Origin of the sequence: Nonomuraea sp. NPDC049129, assembly GCF_040648495.1 — a bacterium.
In the GTDB taxonomy this organism is placed as follows: Bacteria; Actinomycetota; Actinomycetes; order Streptosporangiales; family Streptosporangiaceae; genus Nonomuraea.
The window spans coordinates 519,413-540,537 of the sequence record NZ_JBEZDU010000007.1 but is presented as its reverse complement, the minus strand read 5'-3'; the positions used below and the strand labels follow the sequence as shown (position 1 = coordinate 540,537).

Genomic DNA, 21,125 nt, shown 5'->3' with positions numbered 1-21,125 from the left:
ACGGCGCCGAGGTAGCGGGGACTCCCCCGCTACCTCTGACGGCGGATCAGTCGCCGGTGATGCGGCCCAGGCGTTCCGTGGCCTCCGCGTACTCCTCCATCAGTGAGTACATGACGTCGCGCGTCGACCGGACCTGGTTGGTGATGCCGATGATCTGGCCGGCCGGGAAGGTGGCCAGTTCGGCGGCGTCCGAGCGGCCGATGCGGCGCAGCGCGTCCGATACCAGCATGAACTGCAGGGGCATCGGCAGCGTCCCGGGCGACTCCTGCGACTCCCAGGCGTCCGTCCACTCGTTCTTGAGCAGGCGGGCCGGCTTGCCCGTCCAGCTGCGCGAGCGGACCGTGTCGCGGGAGGTGGCCTCCAGGATGCGCTTCTTGGCCATCTCGGGAGTGTCGGCCTCCTCGACCGTGAGCCAGAGCGAGCCGGTCCAGACTCCCTCGGCGCCCAGGGCCATGCCGGCGGCCATCTGGCGGCCGTTGCCGATGCCGCCCGCCGCCAGGACCGGTACGTCCACCGCGTCCACCACCTGAGGGATCAGGACCATGGTGGAGATCTCGCCGGTGTGCCCGCCGGCCTCCGTGCCCTGCGCCACCACCACGTCCACGCCGACCTCTACCTGCTTGAGCGCGTGGCGCGGGGTGGAGGCGAGGGCGGCGACCTTGACCCCGTGCGAGTGGGCGAGCTCGACCACGTCCGCGGGCGGCGGGCCGAGCGCGTTGGCCAGCAGCGCGATCGGGTGCCGCAGCGCCGTCTCCACCTGCGGGCGGGCGGTGACGTCCGTCCAGCCGAGCAGCACCTTGCCCGCGTCGGCGTCCGAGGACAGGGGCGGCACGCCGTGGGCGGCCAGGAGGTTCTCGACGAACTGCCGGTGGCCCGCCGGGACCATCGTCTGCAGGCGGCCCACCAGCTCCTCGGGCGCGAAGTCGGCGCCCTCGTAGGAGGCGGGCATGACCACGTCGACGCCGTACGGGTGGCCGTCGACGTGGTCGTCGATCCACTTGAGCTCCATTTCGAGCTCTTCTGGGGTGAAGTAGAGGGCACCGAGAACGCCCATCCCGCCGGCCCGGCTGACCGCGGCGACCACGTCGCGGCAGTGGCTGAAGGCGAAGATCGGTAGCTCGATTCCGAACATGTCCGTGACACGTGTCCGCATGGGCCGACAATACGACCGGCGGCGAAGAAACTGCAACGTGTTCTAGTACTAGAACTTTTCGTCGGTCCGACAAATAACCACACAAACGGACAGGGCGCCCGGAACGAGTCGCGGGCGCCCTGTACCAGCCGTACGAGTTACTCGCCTTCGCGGCGGCGGCGGCCGAGGAGGACCGCGACGGCCAGCGCGAGCAGGCCGAGCACGAGCAGGACGATCGGGATCGTGGTCTTCAGCAGCGTGATCTGGTTCTTGGCGTCCGTGGCCGTGCGCACCATCTCGGTGATGGTCTGCGGAGTGAACGAGGCGGTGGCGACCAGGGCCTTGGCGCGCTCGACGCCGTCCTGGGTCTTGAGCGTCTCGTTGCGGCGCACTTCCTCCTTGACCGGGGCGCCGCTGTTGGGCTCGACCCAGTAGGTGTCGGTGCCCTCGTACCAGCGGTCGAGCTGGATGTCGCCCGACTGGGTCACGCCGAAGAGCGAGCCGGGGGCGGTCAGCGTGGCGACCTTCGTAGCCGGGACGACCTGCTGGAACTTGTAGACCGGCAGCCCGTTGACGGTGTCCTCACCGACGAAGGTCGTGTCGAACGCCTTCTTGGCCGTCTGGTTGAAGACCTTGTACGTCTTCTTCTCCACGCCGAACGGGAACAGGTAGATCTGCCCCTCCAGCTTCACCGGCTCCTTGTTGACGCTGACCCCGCAGCAGTTGACGCCCACCCCGGTACGCCGGTCGAAGGCGCTGCGCCGCTCCGAGAGGCTGATCTGCGGCTTGCTGTTGGTGACGTCGTCCACCACGGTGAACTCGTCCCAGACCACCCGGTTGTCCGTGGCCTCTTTGACGTCGCCACGGGTGGTGACGAGCATGCTGAGGTCCGCGGTCAGCACCTTGCCGTCGGCGATGGAGAAGTATTGCGCTCCCGGGGCCTGCAGCTTGGTGACGCTGTATTGGGCCGCCGGAGCCGCGATGATCCTTTCCGCCGCCCAGAAACGGATCATTCCCGCCAGTACGACCAGGAACGCGCCGACGGCGACGAGAATGAGTACAGGTGTGCGTCGCATTCTGGGATCCTCCTGGCGGTCGAGGGATACGACGAAGGCCGGCTTACTTGTCCCCCCGGACATCAAGATCGCGGGTGTGATGAACCCGCAACATGATCGCTACTGGAAAGTAGCATTCGATCACAGATCGCTGCAGCTACATCCGCATAACGAATCGGAACAGGTTCTACGATGAAGCCGGTCCGAGCGGGATGTTATCGCGCCTGTCCCGCAGCGGTATCGCCTCCGCCAGAGCTTCGTTCTATTGTGGGAGCCCGTCAAGCATCCGGGAGCCGCGAGTATGCGCGCCGATCTGGCCAGATCCATCCGCCTCTTCCGCGCGTTCAGGTCCGAGCAGACCACGCCGAGCGACTACTACACCACGCTCGCCGCCGACACCGCCGCGCAGCTGCGGCATTACGTCACGTTGACCGGCAAGACGGTGCTCGACGTGGGGGGCGGGCCTGGATACTTCGCCGACGCCTTCAGACGCGACGGCGCCCGCTGCCTGTGCGTGGACGTCGACGCCGGCGAGCTGGCCGGACAGGGCGCCCCCAGCGGGGGTGTGCTCGGCAGCGCGCTCGATCTGCCGCTCGCCGACGCCTCCTTCGACGTCTGCTTCTCGTCCAACGTCCTGGAACACGTTCCAGACCCGTGGCGGATGGCGGCCGAGATGACGCGCGTCACCCGGCCCGGCGGCCTGATCTTTCTCGCGTACACGAACTGGCTCTCCCCCTGGGGCGGCCACGAGACCTCGCCCTGGCACTACCTGGGGGGCGACCGGGCCGCGCGGAAATATGAGGATAAAAACGGGAAGCCGCCTAAAAATCGTTACGGCCAGAGCCTCTATCCGGTCTCGGTGGCCGACGGGCTGCGCTGGGCGCGGACCCGTACGGACGCCGACCTGGTCGACGTGCTGCCCCGCTACCTGCCCTGGTGGTGGCGGCCGATGCTGAAGGTGCCGATCGTCAGGGAGTTCGCCACGTGGAATCTCGTCCTCGTGCTCAGGAAGCGCCCATGAGTGCCTCACAGACGCCCGCAAGCCCTCCGCAGACGCCCCCAAGCCCTCCGCAAGCGCCCGTGAGTCCGCCGGAAGCGCCCGTGAAGGACCCGCTGGCGCCCGCGACGGACCCGCCGGCGGGCCGGGATGCCGCGCTCGACGGCATCCGCGCCCTGGCCGCGCTCGGCGTCTGGGTGCTGCACGTCGGCGGCAACACCGGGATCATGTACCGCGAGGGCATGTTCGCCTGGATGACCACCCGGCTGGGCATCGCCGTGCCGATCTTCTTCCTGCTGTCGGGCCTGCTGCTCTACCGCCCGTGGGCCCGCGCGGTCATCGAGGACACGCCTCGCCCCCGGCCGGGACGCTACCTGTGGCGCCGCGTGGTCCGTGTCATGCCCGCCTACTGGCTGGTCACGGCGCTGGCCCTGTGGGCGTGGAGCTCGCTCGACTGGACCGGCTGGGTGAAGTGGCTATTGCTGCTGCAGAACTACACCGAGCAGAACCGCGCCCCCGACGGCCTCTACCAGATGTGGACGATGCCGATCGAGATGGCGTTCTACCTGGCGCTGCCGGTGCTCGCCTGGGCCCTGCACGCCTGGGCGCGCGGCGGCAACCGGCCGGTCAGGCTGCTCGCGGGCATCGCCGTGCTGCCGGTGGTCTCCCTGGCCAGCGTGGTCGTCTCGCACGTCTTCGACCAGCCGCAGCTGGCGCTCTGGCTGCCGCATCACCTGATCTACTTCGCCGCCGGCATGGCCATGGCCGTCCTGTCGGTGTGGATCAAACAGAGCCAGATCGTGGACGCGCTCGCGCCCCAGCTGCTGGTGCTGGCCCTCCTGCTGTACGCGGTGCTGAGCACCGAGTTGGCCGGGCCGCGCACGCTCACCCTGCCCACGCTGTCGCAGTCGCTCTGGCGGATGATCCTGGAGACGTCGGTGGCCGTCCTGGTGGTCGCGCCGTTCGCGCTCGCCTCCAGGCACGACTCGCTGAGGCACCGCGTGCTGGGCAATCCCGTCACGGCGTACCTGGGCCGCATCTCCTACAGCTTCTTCCTCTGGCACGCCCCAGTGATCACCCTGTACTACAAGATCACCGGTGACCAGCCGTTCACCGGTGACTTCGTCAAGGTCGCGATCCTGACCTTCATCGCCTCGCTGCTGATCAGCGCCACCAGCTACCACCTGGTTGAGGAGAGCGCGCTCAGGCTGGCCGGGCGCCGGCCAGCTCCTGTTCCTCCACCGCCGCCGGCTCGGGCTCAGCCGCCGGTGGTTCCGGCTCCGTGACCAGCTGCCCGAAGAGCACGCCCATGGCCGCGCAGGCGATGAGCTGCGGCACCTGGTCCATCAGCAGCCCGACGTCCACCCCGTAGTCGCGCAGCGCCATGGCCGCCGCCAGCGCCGCCGTGGCCCCGCCGAACAGCCAGCCGGCCACCCAGTGCACGGCCACCGCCCGCCGTACGCGTAGCAGCAGCACCGCCACGACGGCGGCCAGGACCGCCAGCATGCCGGGCCAGTCCGCCACCCAGCCGCCGAACGCCAGCCCCAGCACGATCACGTACGGCACCCGCCAACGCGACAGCCGCGAGTCGGCGGCGGCGGCGGTCGCCATGACGTGTTCGGGGCGCGGCCCGCGCAGCGCCAGGGCGAGCAGCGTGAGCAGGGCGATCCCGGCCAGCCCCACGGCGAGGGCGAGCCAGTAGGGCCGGTCGGGCAGGTACTCCATGCGCACGGTCCCCGTCGTGCCGGCGGGCAGCTCCCATGCCTGCTTCCAGCCGTCGATCCGGACCGGTCGCAGCGCCTTGCCGTCGAGCTCGGCGCGCCAGCCCGCGTTGTAGTTCTCGTTGACGACGAGGAAGGCGTCCTTCGGCGCCGTCACCCGCGCCTCGCGCACCGACGACGACCACGTGCTCGGGACCGCCGCGCCCTCCACGGCCGGGGGCCCGGCAGGGAGCGCGCCGATCACCAGGTTCTCCACCGCGAAGGGGTCCCAGCCGGCGGCCCTGACCCGGTTGTCGCCGGCCGCCAACGCGGCCTTGGAGCAGCCGGTGAACTTCACCGGCCGCTGTTCGAGCAGGTCGGCGAAGGTGCCGCTCACCTTGGTCGCCACGGTCGCGCCGTTGACCTGTAGGCGCGGTCCCTGTCCGCAGGGCAGCCGGAACGGCACACCCTCCGGCCTGCTGGCCGGCGCGACGCCGGGGATCACCAGCTCGGTGACCTGCAGCCGCTTGGAGGCGGGATAGAAGCGCAGCTTGAGCCGGGTCGTGGTGAGGGGCTTGAACGTCAGGTAGCCGTTGGCGTCCACCCGGCCGCTGCGGACGGCGCCCTTGTCGCCGGTCACGGCCACGTCGAGCGGCTGCTTGTCGCCGCCGGGCCGGGCGATCTGGATCCGCGACAGGACGCGCTTGGCCCGCCAGCCGAGTGTGAGCGTGGGCTCGGGGTCGTCGGCGGCCGGGAGCCAGGTGGTGGCCGCGTCGGCGTCGAACGCCGACCGGGGCGCGACCACCGCGTCCTTGGTCGCCTGCGACGAGCCGGTCACCGTGGTCAGGTCCCCGCCCAGCCGGGTGAAGCGGTCGACGAGCTTGGCGTCGCGCAGGACGGCGGAGCCGCGCACCGCGGCCTTCCGCCCCGCCTCAACGGTGAAAGTACGGTCGAATCCGGCGCCTTCTTCGCCCGGTCTGGCCAGCAGCGGGTTGCAGATCCAGCGGCTCTGGTTCCGCATGCACCAGGGGCGGGAGTCGAGCCCCCGGTCCATGACGAAGGCGTCGCCGCCCTCGCCGGGCAGCCGGATCGTCCGGCCCGGCAGGATGCCGGGGATCGTCAGCTCGGTGATGCCCACCCGCTGCACGAAGCTCCAGTTCCGGTTGTACGTGGCCAGGATCTTGACGCGCAGCCAGCTCGTCGCGCCGGGCGGGACGCGTAGCCATTGGGGGCTGTTGGTCTGCTGGACGTCCTGCTCGATCCGGCCGCCCTCGGTCTCCACGGCCACGCGCTTGACCGACTGCCCGAGCAGCACGTTGTTGGTGAACGTGGCCTGGAAGCGCGGGATCACCCGCGGCCTGGGCAGGTCCACGCGCAGCCATTCGCCCTGGGGCCGGTGCCAGCCGCCGCTCTCCCAGCCGGTCTCGTAGTCGCCGTCCATGGCGGCCCACGGGCTGCGCCCGGTGGCGCTGAGGCCGGGCACCGCCTCGGCGTCGGCCACCGAGGAGGAGGCGGTGATGCTGGAGATGCCGTCGTACTCGGCGGTGGCGGTGTCGCGCAGCCAGCCGTTCTCGAGCAGGTCGAGCGTCTTGACGCCGGAGAAGTCGTCGCGTCTGTCGGCCGTCAGCGTGGGCGTCCAGTTCGACCGGATCTCACCGAACTGCCGCTCGCGCAGCCGCAGCGCGTCGCTGGCCACGACCGGCGCCTCGCGCTTGCCGGCGTCGTCGTTCACCAGTACGGGACCGTCGCCGAGCAGCCCGAGATCGCCCATCGCGAGCAGGGAGTCCGGGCCGCCGCGCACCTGTACGGCATCGCCCGCCGACTGCACGCTGAGCAGGTCGGAGCTGCCCGACACCTCGTAGATCTCCAGCGCGGGGAACGGCCAGTCCACCGACTCGATCACGTCGTCCGTGACGGTGTCGCCGACCTCCCCGCCGAACGAGCGCACCTTCGTGATGCCCGGCGACTCGCGCAGCGCCTCGTAGACCCTGGACGGCCAGGCGCCCTGCAGGTTCGCCCGCATCAGGTCGTTCCTGACGACCAGGTAACGCACGCCCATCCTGCGCAGCACGTCGGTCAGCCCCACCGAGCCGTAACCGGCCGTGAGCCGCTGGTCGATGACGTCGAGCAGCCGGGTCAGTCCCACCGAGCCGGCCGCCGCGACCTGCCGGGTGGTCCAGCGGGCGGTGAACAGCGGCTGCATGGGATCGTCCATCGGCCGGCCCCAGAGGTATTCGCCGAACTTGGCGCCCGGCACGACCAGCACGCCGTCGTCCCCGGCGTTCTCGTTCACCCAGGCCGCCGCCTGCTTCCAGTAGAGCGGCACCTCCTTGAAGTCGCCCGGAGCGCTCAGTCCCTGGTTGAAGACGGGGAGCACGAGTCCGGCCAAGGCCACCAGGGCCACCGAGCGCAGCCGCAGCCGGGCCCCGGCCAGCAGGTGCGCCAGGCCGAACGCGAGCGGCAGCCGTACCAGCGGATCGAACTTCCGCAGGTTGCGCAGCGGCGCGAGCGGCCCGTCCAGCAGCCAGCGCACCGGCTCGGCGACCACCGGCTCCAGCGCGCTCACGTGCCCGGCGACCAGCGCGGCCACGCCCACGACGAACAGCACGAGCAGGAAGCCCTTCGCGGGCAGGTCGCGCCGGGCCAGCCCGGCCAGGCCGAGCGCGGCCAGCAGGCCGGTGATCGCGACCAGCACGGCCGAGGTGGCGATCGCGTAGCCGGCGGGCTGGTCGGTGACGCCGCCGACGGTCAGGTAGCGCACCCAGTCGGAGGCGCCGCGCAGCACGTTCGTCAGCGAGGTGACCTGCGTGGTCGTCGAGGCCGTCTCGGTGTAGGGCAGGAAGGAGAAGGCGTAGCGGCCCACGAGCAGCAGCGGCAGCCACCAGAACAGGGTGGCCACGGCGACCGCGCCCGTCCACCAGCCGAGCATCCGCCAGCGGGGCACCGGGCTGGGCCGGGTCAGGATGTAGAGCACGGGGGCGACGAGGACGGCCAGCACCGCGACCGCGTTCACGCCGCCGCACAACGCCACGGCCAGTCCCGACCTGACCGCCGCCCTGGCCCGCTGGCCCGTCTCCGAGGCGGTGAGCAGCGGGATCAGGATCCACGGCAGCATCGCGGCGGGCAGCCACTCGATCGAGATCTCGCCGATGATCGACAGTGTGCGCGGCGCCAGCGCGTACGCCAGCGCGGCCACGATCCGGGTGCCCGGCGTGCCGACGCCGAGCTGCCTGCCCAGCCGCTCCACACCGAGGAAGGCCACGCACAGCAGCACCGTCATCCAGAGCCGCTGGGTCACCCAGGGCGCCAGGTTGACCAGGTCGCCGAGCGCGAAGAACGGGCCCATCGGGAACAGGTAGCCGGCCACCTGGTTCTGCAGCTGGCCGAAGTGCTGCGGGTCCCAGAGGTGGGCGGCGCGCTCCAGCCAGCCGACCGGGTTGAGCGCCAGGTCGAGTTTGGTGTCGGAGATGATGCTGCCCGGCTTGGTGGTGAACGTCAGCACGGCGAAGCCCAGGCAGCAGAGCGCCAGCCAGAGCCTGTGCCGGACCCTGTCGATCACGGCTCCTCCCAGCCAGGTCCCGTCGGACGGCCATGCACCAGCGCGGCCAGCCGTTCCGCGCTCCGGTCCCAGCAAAACTTCCCCGCCCATTCCCGACATTTCATGCGATAGGTGTCGTTGAGTTCGTCGAGGGCCGCGGCGATGCCTTTGGCCAGGCCGGTGCTCCCGACGCCCTCGGGCACCAGCCAGCCCGTCTCGCCGTGGCGTACCGCGTCCCTGAGGCCGTCCACGTCGTACGCGACGGTCGGCACGCCGAGCGCGGCGGCCTCCAGCACGCACAGCCCCCAGCCCTCGCCCTGCGAGGCGTTGACCTGCAGCCAGGCGGCGGCGATCAGCCGCTCCTTCTCGTCCTCGGGCAGGTAGCCGTGCATGGTGACGCCCTCCGGGAGCCGGGCGCGCAGCCGCGCCTCCTCCGGGCCCCTGCCGATCACGTCCACGGTGAGGTCCGGCCACTGCTTCCTGAGCTGGCCCACCGCGTCGAGCAGCAGGTCGACGCGCTTGTGCGCGACCAGCCTGCCGACGCAGACCAGCCGCGGTGTCCGGCTTCTGGGGAAGTCTCCGTCCGTGGAGACGTTCACCCCGTTGGGCACGATGTGGATGGGGCCGACCCAGCCGAGCCGCTCGCGCATGGCGCTCACGGTCGAGGGGGAGACGGCCACGCTGTCGCGCCCCTTGTACGTCCACCGCGACGCGGGCCCCTCCAGGAAGCGCCCGAACACCGCCAGCCACCGGGGCAGGTGCACGTCGAACTGCCGGTCGTGCACGTGATGGACCACGCACATGACCTTGGTACGGCGCGGCAGCACCAGCGGCGTGAAGAACGGGATGCCGTTCTGGCAGTCGAGCACCGCGTCGAACACGCCCCGGCGGAGCACCAGCCAGACCAGGACCAAGGGGTAGACGGTGAACGGCCCGCCCATGCGGGCCAGCCGTACCCCCTCGACGGTCTCCTTCCTGAGCTGGCCCGGCGCCCGCGCGGTGACGAAGCACACCTGGTCGCCGGCCCGCGCGAAGCGGCGGGCCATCTCCCAGGCGTACGTCTCGGCGCCACCGGCGGCCGGGTGCCACGGATCACGCCAGTTGACGAAGGCGACGTTCACGGAGATCCGACGGGGTCGAGCGGCTGCTCCCACCTCGGAGTGACACCGGGGCTCGGCACGGCGCGCAGTCTGAGCCAGATCCGGCCCAGCTCCAGCAGGATGCCGACGCTGTGCCTGGCCGGGGAGAAGCGGGAGCCGGGCATGTCCCGCCAGTTGACGGGGATCTCCAGCACCGTGGAGCCGAACGCGACGCAGCGGGCCAGCAGCTCGACGTCGAAGGCGAAGCCGTAGGTACGCAGCCCGGCGACGGCCTCGCGGACGAGCGCGCCGTCGAAGAACTTGAAGCCGCACTGCGTGTCGCTCACCCCGCGCACCAGTACGCGGGCCAGCGCGCGGAAACCGACGGCGCCCAGCTCGCGCACCCGGCTGTGCCGGTTCTCGACGTCGGAGAAGGCGTGCGCCCGAGAGCCCACGACCACGCGCTCACCGGAGAGCAGCAGGCCGAACGCGACATCGATGGCGGCCAGATCGGTGGCCATGTCGGCGTCGCAGAACCCTACGAAAGGAGCGCTGGTGTCGAGCAACCCCGCGCGGACGGCGGCACCCTTGCCGGGAGTCGCGCACTCGACGAGCCGAACCGGAACCGGTCCCCGCGGCCAGGTCCTGACGATCTCAGCGGTGCTGTCCGTGCTGTTGTTGTCGACGACGATGACGGCGGTCGGGAACGGCATGCGGGCAAGCTTCGCGCACAGCTGCAGGAGCCCCCCCGGGAGTCGCCGTTCCTCGTTGAAGGCGGGAACGACGATCTCGAGCAGTGGTGGTCGGCTCGTCCTCTCGTCCCCTTGGGGGGAGGGCGGCATAACGGCTCGGACTACCGGTCGCCGTAGTTGTAGAGCGGGCGGTTGACGGGCGTCGCGGTGGCCCCGGTGAAGGACACGGTGGTGACCGTCGCGACGAGCGCGGCGACGGCGACACCGATGATCGCTGCTAAGAGGATCTTGATCACGGGGGGTTCCTCCTCGAGCGGCTAATGAACGGGCGTCCCAAACTTAGAACCAATTCTTGCTACTCGGAAGTAGCTCTACGAAATCTTAATAAATACGCTGATCAGCGGACCGAGTGTTGTAAAAAACGTACAAACCGGCGGTCGGTTCGGTACAGTCTCAGCTCATCTGTGTCCACTAGCAGGCTCGCTCCGCTGAGCCAGCCCGCGAACCGCTGCCGCTCCTCCGGTGTCCCCGCGTCGACCACGACGTACCGGAAACCCGCTGCGGCCAGGTCTGGCGAGGGCCCTACTAGTACGCGTTCTAGCTCGCGTACCCTCTTGTCCTCAGCCTGGACGACCATGCTACCGACGCGTACCGAGTCGTTTGCGACCACCTCCCGGCCCGGCACGGCGAAGTAGCGCTGCGCCGGATCGAGCACCGCCCGGTCCCCGTTCCACGGGAACCTCCGGTAGGACTCGAACGGCAGCACCAGCACGTCGCCCGGCTCCGGATCACGCCGCATCACCTCACGGGCCTGGCTCCAGCTCTCCGGATAGCTCACGGCCCGCAGCGCCCCCGCCCCGCCCCAGGCCAGGGTCGGCAGCACGGCCACAGGCACGAGCACCATCAGGACCGCCCACCGCCCGGCCTTCCCCGCCTCTTTTGTCAGCGCCTCTCGCTTCGGCGCCTCCCGTGTCAGAACTTCTCTTGTCAGGGCTTCTCTTGTCAGGGCTTCTCTTGTCAGGGCTTCTCTTGTCAGGGCTTCTCTTGTCAGGGCGCCCAGGCCGACCGCGGCCAGCAGGGCCAGCGGCGCCACGAACTGCTGGGCGTCCCTGAACACCGCGAACCCGCCCCACACCTCCACCAACCACCTGAACACCGCGCGCCCCGGCTCCGTCACCCCCAGGCAGGCGATCCCGAACCCGATGGCCGCCGCAGCGCCCAGCCCCCTCGGCCGGTCCCTCATCAGGACGAACCCCACGATCCCCGCCACGGCCAGCGCCAACCGGGCCACCGAACCCACCACGGTCTCGTACCCGGCCGGGACGGCATTGGCGTTCCAGATCCCGCCCAGCGACAGCAGGCTGCCCACCGCCCCGAACGGCCCGTCCGCCCTGGCCGCGAACGCGTCCACACCCACCGGATCCCCGCTCAGCCCGCCCGGCCGCAGCAGCGCGAGCAGCAACCACGGCAGGCTGACGGCCAGCAGCACCGCGCCCACCCGGACCCGCCGCCCGGCGACGGGCAGCGCCGTGAGGGCTGTGACGGTCATGGCCGCGAACCCCCCGACGGCGGCGGGCAGCACGGCGAGCAGCAGTCCGCGCCGGGCGAGGACCGCGCGCACCACCCACGGCAGCCCCGCGTACCCCAACAACAGGGCCCACTGCCCCATCAGCAGCCGCTCGGCCACGTACGGATTCCACACGTAGTACGCCCCGGCCATCAGCCGAGCCCCGAGAAGGCCCGAGGGCACGAGCAGCGCGGCACCCGAACAGCCCAGCACGAAGATCCCCAGCAGGATCGCCTTCTGCACCAGCTCGGCCGGGACGACGGTGGCCAGAGCGGTGACCACCGCGTCACTGGGCACCACCCGTGGCGCCCCGTCGGCCAGCCCGAACGTGAAGCGTGAGAAAGCCGGGTCCGGCACGAAGACCATGTCCTGCACCAGGATGAAACCCCAGCCCAGAGCGGGTCCGAGGGCGAGGCAGCCGAGGACGAGCCCGAGCACGGCCGACAGCGGTCCGGCTCGGGTCGTGTGCGGCATCCCGCTATGACATCACAACCGAACAACGGCCATTCCCCGTAAATCACCCAATGACTACGCTTCCCGCTGGAGGCTTGAGGGGGCCTGGAGGGGGCGGGGTGGCGACGAGCGAGACGACGGTGGGGGCCCGTCATTGGCTGCGCGGCGGGGACGCCGTGATGGCCACCGCCCTGGCGATGATCGCCGTCCAGCTCGTCTGGAAGTCCGGCCTCGTCCGGCGTACGTACTTCCGCCAGGACGACTTCACCTTCATCGCCCGCGGCCTGGAGCACGACCTGACGTGGGACTACCTCATGCGGGTCGACTACGGCCACCTGGTCCCCGGCCCGTTCGCGATCCAGTGGGCGATGGGCCGCCTGGGCGTCTACAACGACGTCCTCGCGCACGTCGTGACGGTCACCCTGTTAGGCGCGGCGGGCCTGGCCCTGCTGCGGCTGCTGCGCCTGCTGTTCGGGGCGCGCCCGGCCATCCTGGTGCCGCTGGGGTTCTACCTGCTGACGCCGATGACGATCTCCTCGCTGTCGTGGTGGGCGGTGGTGATCGAGACGCTGCCGTTCCAGATCGCGCTGCCGATGGCGTTGTGCTCGCACGTCCTCTACACCAGGACGGGGCGCTTCAGGCACGCGCTGGCCGCGGCGGGCTGGACGCTGTTCGCGATGGCGTTCTTCGTCAAGGCGCCGTTCATCCTGCTGCTGGCCGTCGCGCTGAGCATGGGCTGGCTCGGCTGGAGCCGGCGGCGGCAGTGGCCGGCCCTGCTGCTGTACGCGGGCCTGCTCGCCGGCTACGCGGCCGTCTTCTTCCGCCAGCTGCTCACCTCGGTGCAGCTCACCAACGACACGATCCAGCCCAGCCTGCCGGACGCGGGGCTCGCGGCGAAGTTCGCCTGGACGCTGCTGTCCAGCTCACTGGTGCCGACGTCGCTGGGCGGGCCCTGGCAGTGGCGCCCGATCGGCGAGGACTACGCGATGGCGGGGACGCCGCCATCGCTGGTCTGGGCCGGGCTCGGCGTCGCGGTGGTCGTGCTGGCGGTCTCGGTGCTCTTCCGGCGGCGGGCCTGGCTGGCGTGGCTGGTGCTGCTCGCCTACTTCGCGCTGGCCGACGTCGTGCCCGTCATGATCGGCCGGATCCAGCAGCTCGGGCCGGACCTGAGCGGGGCCGAGCTGCGCTACGTGTCGTCCACGGCCACGGTCGTGGCGATCGCCATCGGCCTGGCGTTCATCCCGCTCGCCGGTGAGGAACGCCCCTGGCTGCGCGCCTGGCCGCGCCTCAGGTTCGCCTGGCTCCCGCTGGCCGCCGCGGTCACGCTCGGCTCGGTCTGGTCGGTCGCGGCCTACGCCCGGCTGCCGTTCGGCGCGGACGTCAAGAGCTACGTCGAGACCGGCAGGCTGGCGCTCAAGCGCGCCCCGGAGCACGCGGTCGTGCTGGACACGCACGTGCCCGCCAAGGTCGTCTACCCGATCTTCTTCTACGACTACGCGCTGGCCTCGAAGGTGCTCGGCCCGATCGCGCCGCACCCGGTGACCTGGACCAGGCGCCTCAGCGGCCCGGTACGCAACCCGCTGACCTTCGACCCGCAGGGCCGTCTGCGCCCGGTGAGCATCGACGGGCTGACGATCCCCCAGCCCGCCGGCTGCAAGCCGGTCGGCGCGCGCGAGGTCCGCTTCCGGCTGCCGGCGCGGCTGCCCGAGGGCGAGTGGACGGTCCAGGTCGGCTACCTCAACCCGGCCGCCACCCGGTTGTCGGTACGGCTCGGCACCGGGCGGGACGAGGTGGTCGCGGAGAAGGGGTTCGGCTGGACGTTCGCCGCGGTCAAGGGCGGCGGGACCGAGCTCGTCATCCGTACGGCGAACGGCCCGGACGCCTGTCTCGGCGAGATCAAGATCGGCATCCCGAGACCGTGGGCCGACGGGACGCCGAGCCCGCTCCAGCCGGTCACCCCCTGAGCTCCCTCAAGGGTTCGATGCCCGTGGAGGGCCGGGCCCCCGAGCCCGGCCCCCGCCGTCATTTACCCGGCTCAGGGTCCCTCGGCAGGCCGAGCATGCGCTCCCCGATGATGTTCAGCTGCACCTCGGTGGTGCCGCCGTAGATGGTCATCGCCCGGGTGGCGAGCACCGCCCGGTTCCAGTAGCCGGCGTCGCCGAGTTTCATGTCGGCGGCCACCACGGCCGCCGACCCCAGCAGCTCCACCGCCGACTCCGAGACGTGCTGGGCGTGCGCGGTGGACAGCAGCTTGCGTACCGAGGCGTCCGCGCCGGGCTCGGCCCCAGCCAACTGCTTGAGCGTCACCCGCAACGACAGCGCGTTGATCGAGTGCCCCTCGCAGATCACCTGCGCGACCTGGTACGCCTCGACCGGCGACAGCTCCCGCCCGAGCCGGCCTGCCAGCCCGAGCAGGTCCGGCACGGACGCGCCCGTACCGCCCGACCCGGACGAGAGCGAGACCCGCTCGTTCGACAGTGTGTTGCGGGCGACCTTCCAGCCCTGCCCGACCTCGCCCACGACCAGCTCGTCCGGCACGAACACGTCGTCCAGGAACACCTCGTTGAACAGGTTCTCGCCGGTCATCTCCGTCAGCGGCCGGACCGTGACCCCCGGCGCCTTCATGTCGACCAGGAAGTAGGTGATGCCCTCGTGCTTGGAGCCCTCGGAGGAGTTGCGGGCGATGCAGATGCCCCACTCGGCGACGTGCGCGACCGAGGTCCAGACCTTCTGGCCGTTGAGCTTCCAGCCGCCCTCGACCTTGTCCGCCTTCATCTGCAGCGAGGCCAGGTCGGATCCGGCGCCGGGCTCGGAGAAGAGCTGACACCAGATCATCTCGCCGCCGAGCGTCTTGAGCAGGAAGCGTTCCTGCTGCTCGGGGGTGCCGTACGAGACGATCGACGGCACCACCCACGCGCCGATGATCATCGCGGGCAGCTTCACCCGCGCGGCCTTGAGCTCCTGGGCGATCAGCACCTGCTCCAGCGGCTTGGCGCCGCGGCCCCACGGCTTGGGCAGGTGCGGCATGACCAGGCCGCGCGCGGCCAGCGCCCGCTTCTGCTCCGTGCCCTCCAGCTCCTTCAGCGAGGCGATCTCCGCGCGGATCGACTCGCGCAGCTCTTCGGCGTCCTCGGGCAGGTCGAGCTCCATCTCGCGCGTGACGCCCTGCAGCGCGAGCGCGGTGACGGTGGCCGCCCACTCGGCCGACGAGCCGAGCAGCGCGCGGATCGTGAGCGCGCGGCGGTAGTAGAGGTGGACGTCGTGCTCGAAGGTGTAGCCGATGCCGCCGAAGGTCTGGATGGCGTCCTTGGCGCACTGCACGGCCGCGTCGGGCGCCATCACGGCGGCGATGGCGGCGGCGTAGTCCAGCTCCTTGCCGTCGGCGCGGGTGGCGTCCCAGACGGTGGCGCGCGCCTGCTCGAGTGCCACGAGCATGCGGGACAGCTTGTGCTTGATGCCCTGGAACTGGCCGATCGGGCGGCCGAACTGGACGCGGACCTTCGCGTAATCGGCGGCGGCCGTCACGCACCAGGAGGCCAGGCCCGCGGCCTCGGCGCCGAGCAGGATCGCGGCGAGATTGCGTACGTCGGAGCTCTGGACGCCACCCAGGATGCCCAGGTCGGGCACCGGCACCTCCGACAGCTCCACCTTGGCCACCGGCCTGGTGAGGTCGAGGGACTTGATCTCCGTGATGGTGGCCGACGAGGCGTCGATGATGACCCACTCCTCGCCCTCGTCCGTGGCGACCGGCAGCACCAGCGCGTCGGCCAGCGAGGCGCCGAGCACGTTCTCGGCCGTGCCGGAGACGATCAGGCCGCCGTCCTCGGTGAAGGTTCCGGTCAGCGTGCCGGTCAGCGCGACCGCGGCGGTGAGCGAGCCGTCGGCGAACGACTCCAGGTGCTCGGGCCGCTTGGAGGCGTTGATCACCGCGCTGGCCAGCACCGTCGGCACGTACGGCCCCGGCGCCATCCGCTCGGCCAGCGCCTCGACGGCGACCGCGGCCTCCAGCAGCCCGTAGCCGGACCCGCCGAACTCCTCGGGCAGGTGCAGGCCGAGCAGGCCCTGCTCGGCGAGCCCCGACCAGAACGCGGGACGCCCGTCCGTCCCGGATCGCAGCAGCTCGGCGGGGATGTTCCGCGCCGCCCAGCCGCTCACCGACTCGCGGAGCGCCTCGTGTTCCTCGCTCAACCCGATCGCCATCGCACATCCTCCAGCCAGGCCCCGTCATATGCCAGAACCATATTCTAGAGCATGCTTCTGGCCTAGAGGGTCCGTATGTTGAGGGCGATCGTGTTCAGGTCACGGTAGTGCGACTTGCCGCTCTGGGGGATCGAGGCGAACAGCATCGCCGGCTTGGCCTTCTCCACGTCGTGGATCGAGACGATGGCCTGCGAGGTCTTCTGCTTGCCCGAGACCGTATAGGTCACCTTGTAGCCGACCATCCAGCCCTTGCCCACCGGCACCTTCTGCGATCCGGTCCAGGCGATCGTGGCGCCCGCCGGATACTGCGTGCGCAGCGTCCAATTGACGGCCCTGACGGCGAGGTCGCGGTAGTCGGCGTTCTTGGCCGGCTTGGGCTTCGGGGTGGCGCCGGGGAGCATCGCCGAGCCGATCACCGTGTGCGGGACGGCGACCTTGCCGACGCGCTGGGCGATGGCGAACGGCGCGAACGACTTGGCCGTCCACGGCAGGCCCAGGCGCGGGTAGCTGATGCCGGTGGCCAGGTCGGAGATGGTGCCGATGGTGACGGTCGCCGTACCGGCCTGGTCGGGGTACGCGAGGCTCTTCGGCACCTCGGGGAGCACGATCCCGGCCGCCGACGGCTTGGGCGAGGCGGAGCCACCCGGCACGGGCGAGACCGGGACCACCTGCCGCGGGGGCTGCTGCGTGTCCTTCGGCACGTCACCGGAGAAGATCACGAACACCAGCAGCACGGCCAGCACGGTCGCGATGATGGCGCCGAAGAGGTAGATGACCTTGATCGGGATGTCGCCGACCCGGGCGACCAGCCCACCCTTGAGGGGTGGGGGCGGCGGTGGGATGGGCGGCAGCGGCTGGACCGGCTGACCTTGACCAGGCTGGGCCGACAGGCCCTGGCCGGGCTGGACCTGGCCGTGCTGACTCTGGCCGGGCTGGGCCGGCTGGCTCGGTGAATGGTCGGGCGGCTGTGGCCGCTCTAACGGCCGGGGGACCATGACCGTCTCATCGGCGGGCAGGACGATCTTCCTGAACGGGGTGGTGGGAGAGTCCGAGGTAGGTATCTGGTCGCCGACGTCCGCCATGGCTTTCAGGTTACGTTACGAAGGAGCGGGATAATTCCGCTATTCGCTCGCCAGAATCTAGTTCTGTATCGTCGCGAGCATGAGGGGTTTTTACGAGATAGCCGCCGCCGACGCCGAGCGTCCCGCCCTGCTGGGCCCGGACGGCGCGACGTACGGGGAGTTGCTGGCCCGCGCCAACCAGGTCTCCCACGGCCTGACCGCGCGCGGAGTGGCGTCGGGCGACTCGGTGGTGACCGTGCTCAGGAACGGGCTGGACGCCCTGACCATGATGCTCGCGACGTACCAGATCGGCGTCTACCTCGTACCGGTCAACTGGCATTTCACCGACGAGGAGATCGCCTACATCGTGGCCGACTGCGGCGCGAAGGTCGTGGTCTCCCCCACCGCGCTCACCGTCGGCGAGTTGGTGGCCGGTCAGCCGGACACCGCGCCGGAGCACCGGCGGGCCGGGTCGATGATGCTCTACACCTCCGGCACGACGGGGCGGCCCAAGGGCGTGCGCCGGCGGCTGCTCCCCCTGACGCCCGAGGAGCTGTACCCGATCCTCATGCGCAAGAGCTGGCGGCATTTCGGGCTGCCGGTCGGCGGGGTGCATCTGGTGTGCTCGCAGCTGTACCACTCGGCGCCGTACGGGCAGGCGATGATGGCGCTGCAGCTCGGGCACTCGATCGTGGCGCCGGAGCGGTTCGACGCCGCCGAGACCCTGCGGCTGGTGGAGCGGCATCGGGTGACGAACGCGTTCATGGTGCCCACGATGTTCCACCGGCTGCTGGCCGTACCGGATCGGGAGAAGTACGACCTCTCATCGCTGACGCACCTCTACCACGGCGCGGCGCCGTGCCCGCCCGCGACCAAGCAGGCCATGATCGACTGGCTCGGGCCGGTGCTGTGGGAGTACTACGGCTCCACCGAGGCGGCCGTGGCCACCATGGTGTCGTCGCGGGAGTGGCTGGCCAGGCCAGGCACGGTCGGCAGGGCGCTCGACGGCATGACGTTCACGATCGTGAGCGACGAGGGCGAGGAGGTGGCGCCCGGGGAGCCGGGCCTGGTCTACATCGGCGGCGTGAACCGCTTCGAGTACCACGGCGACCCCGGCAAGACGGCCGCCGCCATGCGCGGACCCGCGTACACGCCCGGCGACATCGGCTACCTGGACGATGAGGGCTACCTGTTCCTGCTCGACCGCAGGACCGACCTGATCATCTCCGGCGGCGTCAACATCTACCCCGCCGAGATCGAGGCGGTGCTGCTCGAACACCCCTCCGTGACCGACGTCGCGGTGATCGGCGTGCCCGACCCCGAGTGGGGTCAGCGGGTCGTCGCGCTCGTCCAGCCCGCCGAGGGAGCCGACACCGGCAAGCTCACCGCCGAGCTGATGCGGCACTGCGCGCCGCGACTGGCCAAACTCAAGCATCCGCGCGTCATCGAGTTCCGCGACGCGCTGCCGCGTACGCCCACCGGCAAGCTGAGCAGACGAAACGTCCGCGAGGCGTATCTTTCCAGTTGACCGGGGCAGTAGCTCTGCATGAGCAAGGCCGTCGTCGCGATCGTCGCCGCCACGCTGCTGGTCGCCTGCTCAGGACCGTCGGCCATCCATGCGGCCCGCTCGACGACGCCCACGGCCTGGCCGTCTTCCCAGACACCCGCCGCCCAGGAGTCCGCGCCGCCATTGGAAGCGTCCTACGAGCGCGTCATCAAGCAGGCGCTCCCGTCGATCGTGCAGATCACCACCGATGAGGTGCTCGGCTCGGGCATCGTGTACGACTCAGCGGGACACATCCTGACCAACGCGCACGTCGTGGGCGGCGCGAAACAGATGACCGTGACACTGGCCACGGGCAGCAAGTCGCACAGCGCCCGGCTCGTCAAGAGCTTCGGCGGCGGCGACCTGGCGGTCATCAAGGTGGACGACCCGAAGGGGCTGACACCGGCCAGGTTCGGCGACTCGTCGAAGCTCCGGGTCGGCCAGGTGGTGCTCGCCATGGGCAACCCGCTGGGGCTGTCGGGCAGCGTCACCCAGGGGATCATCTCGGCGCTGGGCCGTACCGTGACCGAGCCGCAGGATCCCGACTCGCCCGGCGCCACGATCACCGGCGCCATCCAGACGTCGGCCGCGATCAACCCCGGCAACAGCGGCGGCGGCCTCATCGACCTGTCCGGGCAGGTCATCGGCATCCCGACACTCGCCGCGACGGACCCGGACCTCGGCGGCGGGGCCGCGCCCGGCATCGGGTTCGCGATCCCGAGCAACACCGCCAAGGACATAGCCACTCAGATCATCCGCAACGGCAAGGTCACCAACAGCCACCGGGCCGCGCTCGGCATCAGGGGCACTACGGCCATAGAGGACGGCCAGGCCGCCGGGGTCGCCGTGGTCAAGGTCGACAAGGGCAGCGCGGCCGCCAAGGCGGGCATCAAGCCGGGGGACGTGATCATCTCCCTCAACGGCCGGGAGACGTTGTCGATGGCCACGCTGGCCGAGGCGCTGAGCACGCTCCAGCCGGGGAAGCAGGCCAAGGTGGGAGTCGTCAGGCTCAATGGCTCGACCACGACGATCACGGTGACCTTGGGCGTCCTGCCGGGCGACTGACACCGCATTAAGATGACCGTTCTTTTCATCGGGAGGTGGGACGGATGGCTCATCTGGAGTGCACGCCCGAGGATCTGGCGAAGGTCAGGTTCGGTCTGTCGCCCATGAGCCAGGTCGTCGGCGCGCTCAACGTGCTGAGCGGCCAGAACGTGCCGCCCGGCCTGCCCATCTGGACGGCCCGCGTACGCGACCGCTACCAGCGGCTGCTGGCGGCCAGCCCGGTGCTGCGCGCGCTGATCCGGCTGCACCGGGTGACCGACTACGCCCCCGACTTCTACTGCGTGCCGCCCGACGGCGTGGACACCACGTTCGAGCGGGAGGTGGCCGCCGTCCGGCGCATGCCCGCCGACCGGGTCGCCGCCGACTTCCGGCTCAGCCACCGGGACCGGCCGGTCGATCCGGCGCTGGACGTTCCCGACGCCGCCGCGCGGGTCGCCGACGCACTCGAAGCGCTCTGGACCGAGCTGCTCGCCCCCGACTGGCCCCGGCTGCGCGCCCTGCTGGAGCGCGACATCGTGCAACGGGCCGGGCGGCTCGTGGTGTACGGCTGGATGGAGGTGTTCGGCCGCCTCGGCATCGACATGGAGCTGAAAGAGGAGCGCATCCTGCTCGGCAAGGTCCGCGGCGCCTCCCACCGGCTCGGTGGGGTGGGCGTGGTGCTGATGCCGAACGCGTTCGGCGCCAGGTACGTCTACCTCGATCCACCGCGCGCGTACGGCCTGACCTACCCCGCGCATGGCGTCGCCGCACTCTGGGAGCGGGGCTCACCCGCCGCCGACGGCCTGGTCGCGCTGCTCGGGCGGGGCCGGGCGGCGGTGCTGACGGCGCTCGACAGCCCGGCCAGCACCAGCCAGCTGGTCGCCCAGCTGTCGATGACGCTTGGCGGGGTGGGCGGTCATCTGGCCGTGTTGCGCCGGGCGGGCCTGGTCTCGCGTACGCGCAGCGGCCGGTCGGTCCTCTACAGCCGCACCTCGATGGGGGACGGCCTGGCCCAGCTCACCACCTGATCTTTGGCCGAGCTCACTTGCTTTGACCGGGCT

Annotated in this window: 15 protein-coding genes; 6 read left to right on the top strand and 9 right to left on the bottom strand. The window is 70.7% G+C overall.

Features of this window, described 5'->3' with window-relative positions; translation table 11 throughout:
• Window positions 1-46 precede the first annotated feature (46 nt).
• Both AB0B64_RS25220 and AB0B64_RS25215 read right to left on the bottom strand, forming a co-directional pair.
• Window positions 47-1,153, bottom strand: a complete 1,107-nt coding sequence (locus AB0B64_RS25220) for a nitronate monooxygenase family protein (RefSeq protein ID WP_225295762.1) — start codon at window positions 1,151-1,153, stop codon at window positions 47-49.
• Between the two features lie 137 nt (window positions 1,154-1,290).
• Window positions 1,291-2,208 carry a DUF3068 domain-containing protein gene (locus AB0B64_RS25215; protein WP_357949320.1) on the bottom strand — a complete coding sequence of 306 codons (918 nt, stop codon included), beginning with the start codon at window positions 2,206-2,208 and terminating at the stop codon, window positions 1,291-1,293.
• A 280-nt stretch (window positions 2,209-2,488) separates the two neighbouring features.
• Here AB0B64_RS25215 and AB0B64_RS25210 point away from each other — a divergent pair, with 280 nt between their 5' ends.
• Window positions 2,489-3,208, top strand: a complete 720-nt coding sequence (locus tag AB0B64_RS25210) for a class I SAM-dependent methyltransferase (RefSeq protein ID WP_357949317.1) — start codon at window positions 2,489-2,491, stop codon at window positions 3,206-3,208.
• An 80-nt stretch (window positions 3,209-3,288) separates the two neighbouring features.
• Entirely contained in the window at window positions 3,289-4,470 is a 1,182-nt protein-coding gene (locus AB0B64_RS25205; RefSeq protein ID WP_358179981.1) for an acyltransferase, read from the top strand.
• Here AB0B64_RS25205 and AB0B64_RS25200 read toward each other — a convergent pair.
• The 5 genes from AB0B64_RS25200 to AB0B64_RS25180 form a co-directional block, all read right to left on the bottom strand.
• The gene (locus tag AB0B64_RS25200) at window positions 4,388-8,443 is read right to left on the bottom strand and encodes an alpha-(1->3)-arabinofuranosyltransferase family protein (RefSeq protein ID WP_358179978.1); all 4,056 of its coding nucleotides are present in this window, start codon (window positions 8,441-8,443) and stop codon (window positions 4,388-4,390) included. The genes AB0B64_RS25205 and AB0B64_RS25200 overlap by 83 nt on opposite strands.
• Window positions 8,440-9,543: a glycosyltransferase family 4 protein gene (locus AB0B64_RS25195; protein ID WP_358179975.1), complete on the bottom strand. Its 1,104-nt coding sequence runs from the start codon at window positions 9,541-9,543 to the stop codon at window positions 8,440-8,442. Before AB0B64_RS25195 ends, AB0B64_RS25200 begins: the two co-directional genes overlap by 4 nt.
• Window positions 9,540-10,343: a glycosyltransferase gene (locus AB0B64_RS25190; RefSeq protein ID WP_357949306.1), complete on the bottom strand. Its 804-nt coding sequence runs from the start codon at window positions 10,341-10,343 to the stop codon at window positions 9,540-9,542. Before AB0B64_RS25190 ends, AB0B64_RS25195 begins: the two co-directional genes overlap by 4 nt.
• A gap of 11 nt (window positions 10,344-10,354) precedes the next feature.
• Window positions 10,355-10,489: a hypothetical protein gene (locus AB0B64_RS25185; protein WP_263655675.1), complete on the bottom strand. Its 135-nt coding sequence runs from the start codon at window positions 10,487-10,489 to the stop codon at window positions 10,355-10,357.
• 101 nt (window positions 10,490-10,590) lie between these two features.
• Entirely contained in the window at window positions 10,591-12,234 is a 1,644-nt protein-coding gene (locus AB0B64_RS25180) for a hypothetical protein (RefSeq protein ID WP_358179972.1), read from the bottom strand.
• Between the two features lie 98 nt (window positions 12,235-12,332).
• Between AB0B64_RS25180 and AB0B64_RS25175 the strand changes: the two genes are divergently transcribed.
• Window positions 12,333-14,177 (top strand): hypothetical protein, encoded by a 1,845-nt coding sequence (locus tag AB0B64_RS25175; protein WP_358179969.1) that lies wholly within the window; start codon window positions 12,333-12,335, stop codon window positions 14,175-14,177.
• Between the two features lie 58 nt (window positions 14,178-14,235).
• On the opposite strand, the gene AB0B64_RS25170 is transcribed toward AB0B64_RS25175, so the two are convergent.
• Complete coding sequence (locus AB0B64_RS25170) at window positions 14,236-16,413, bottom strand: acyl-CoA dehydrogenase (RefSeq protein WP_358179966.1); 2,178 nt, start codon at window positions 16,411-16,413, stop codon at window positions 14,236-14,238.
• A 62-nt stretch (window positions 16,414-16,475) separates the two neighbouring features.
• On the bottom strand, window positions 16,476-17,495 hold the full coding sequence (locus AB0B64_RS25165) for a hypothetical protein (RefSeq protein WP_358179963.1): 1,020 nt from the start codon (window positions 17,493-17,495) through the stop codon (window positions 16,476-16,478).
• Window positions 17,496-17,574: 79 nt separating this feature from the next.
• On the opposite strand from AB0B64_RS25165, the gene AB0B64_RS25160 reads away from it, so the two are divergent.
• Genes AB0B64_RS25160 through AB0B64_RS25150 form a run of 3 tightly spaced genes read left to right on the top strand, consistent with a single transcriptional unit; the run spans window position 17,575 to window position 21,092 of the window.
• Window positions 17,575-19,002, top strand: a complete 1,428-nt coding sequence (locus AB0B64_RS25160; RefSeq protein WP_358179960.1) for an AMP-binding protein — start codon at window positions 17,575-17,577, stop codon at window positions 19,000-19,002.
• Between the two features lie 18 nt (window positions 19,003-19,020).
• Window positions 19,021-20,085 carry a trypsin-like peptidase domain-containing protein gene (locus tag AB0B64_RS25155; RefSeq protein ID WP_357949291.1) on the top strand — a complete coding sequence of 355 codons (1,065 nt, stop codon included), beginning with the start codon at window positions 19,021-19,023 and terminating at the stop codon, window positions 20,083-20,085.
• Between the two features lie 44 nt (window positions 20,086-20,129).
• Window positions 20,130-21,092, top strand: coding sequence for a winged helix-turn-helix domain-containing protein (locus AB0B64_RS25150; protein WP_357949289.1), 963 nt, complete (start codon window positions 20,130-20,132; stop codon window positions 21,090-21,092).
• The last annotated feature ends 33 nt before the right edge of the window (window positions 21,093-21,125 follow it).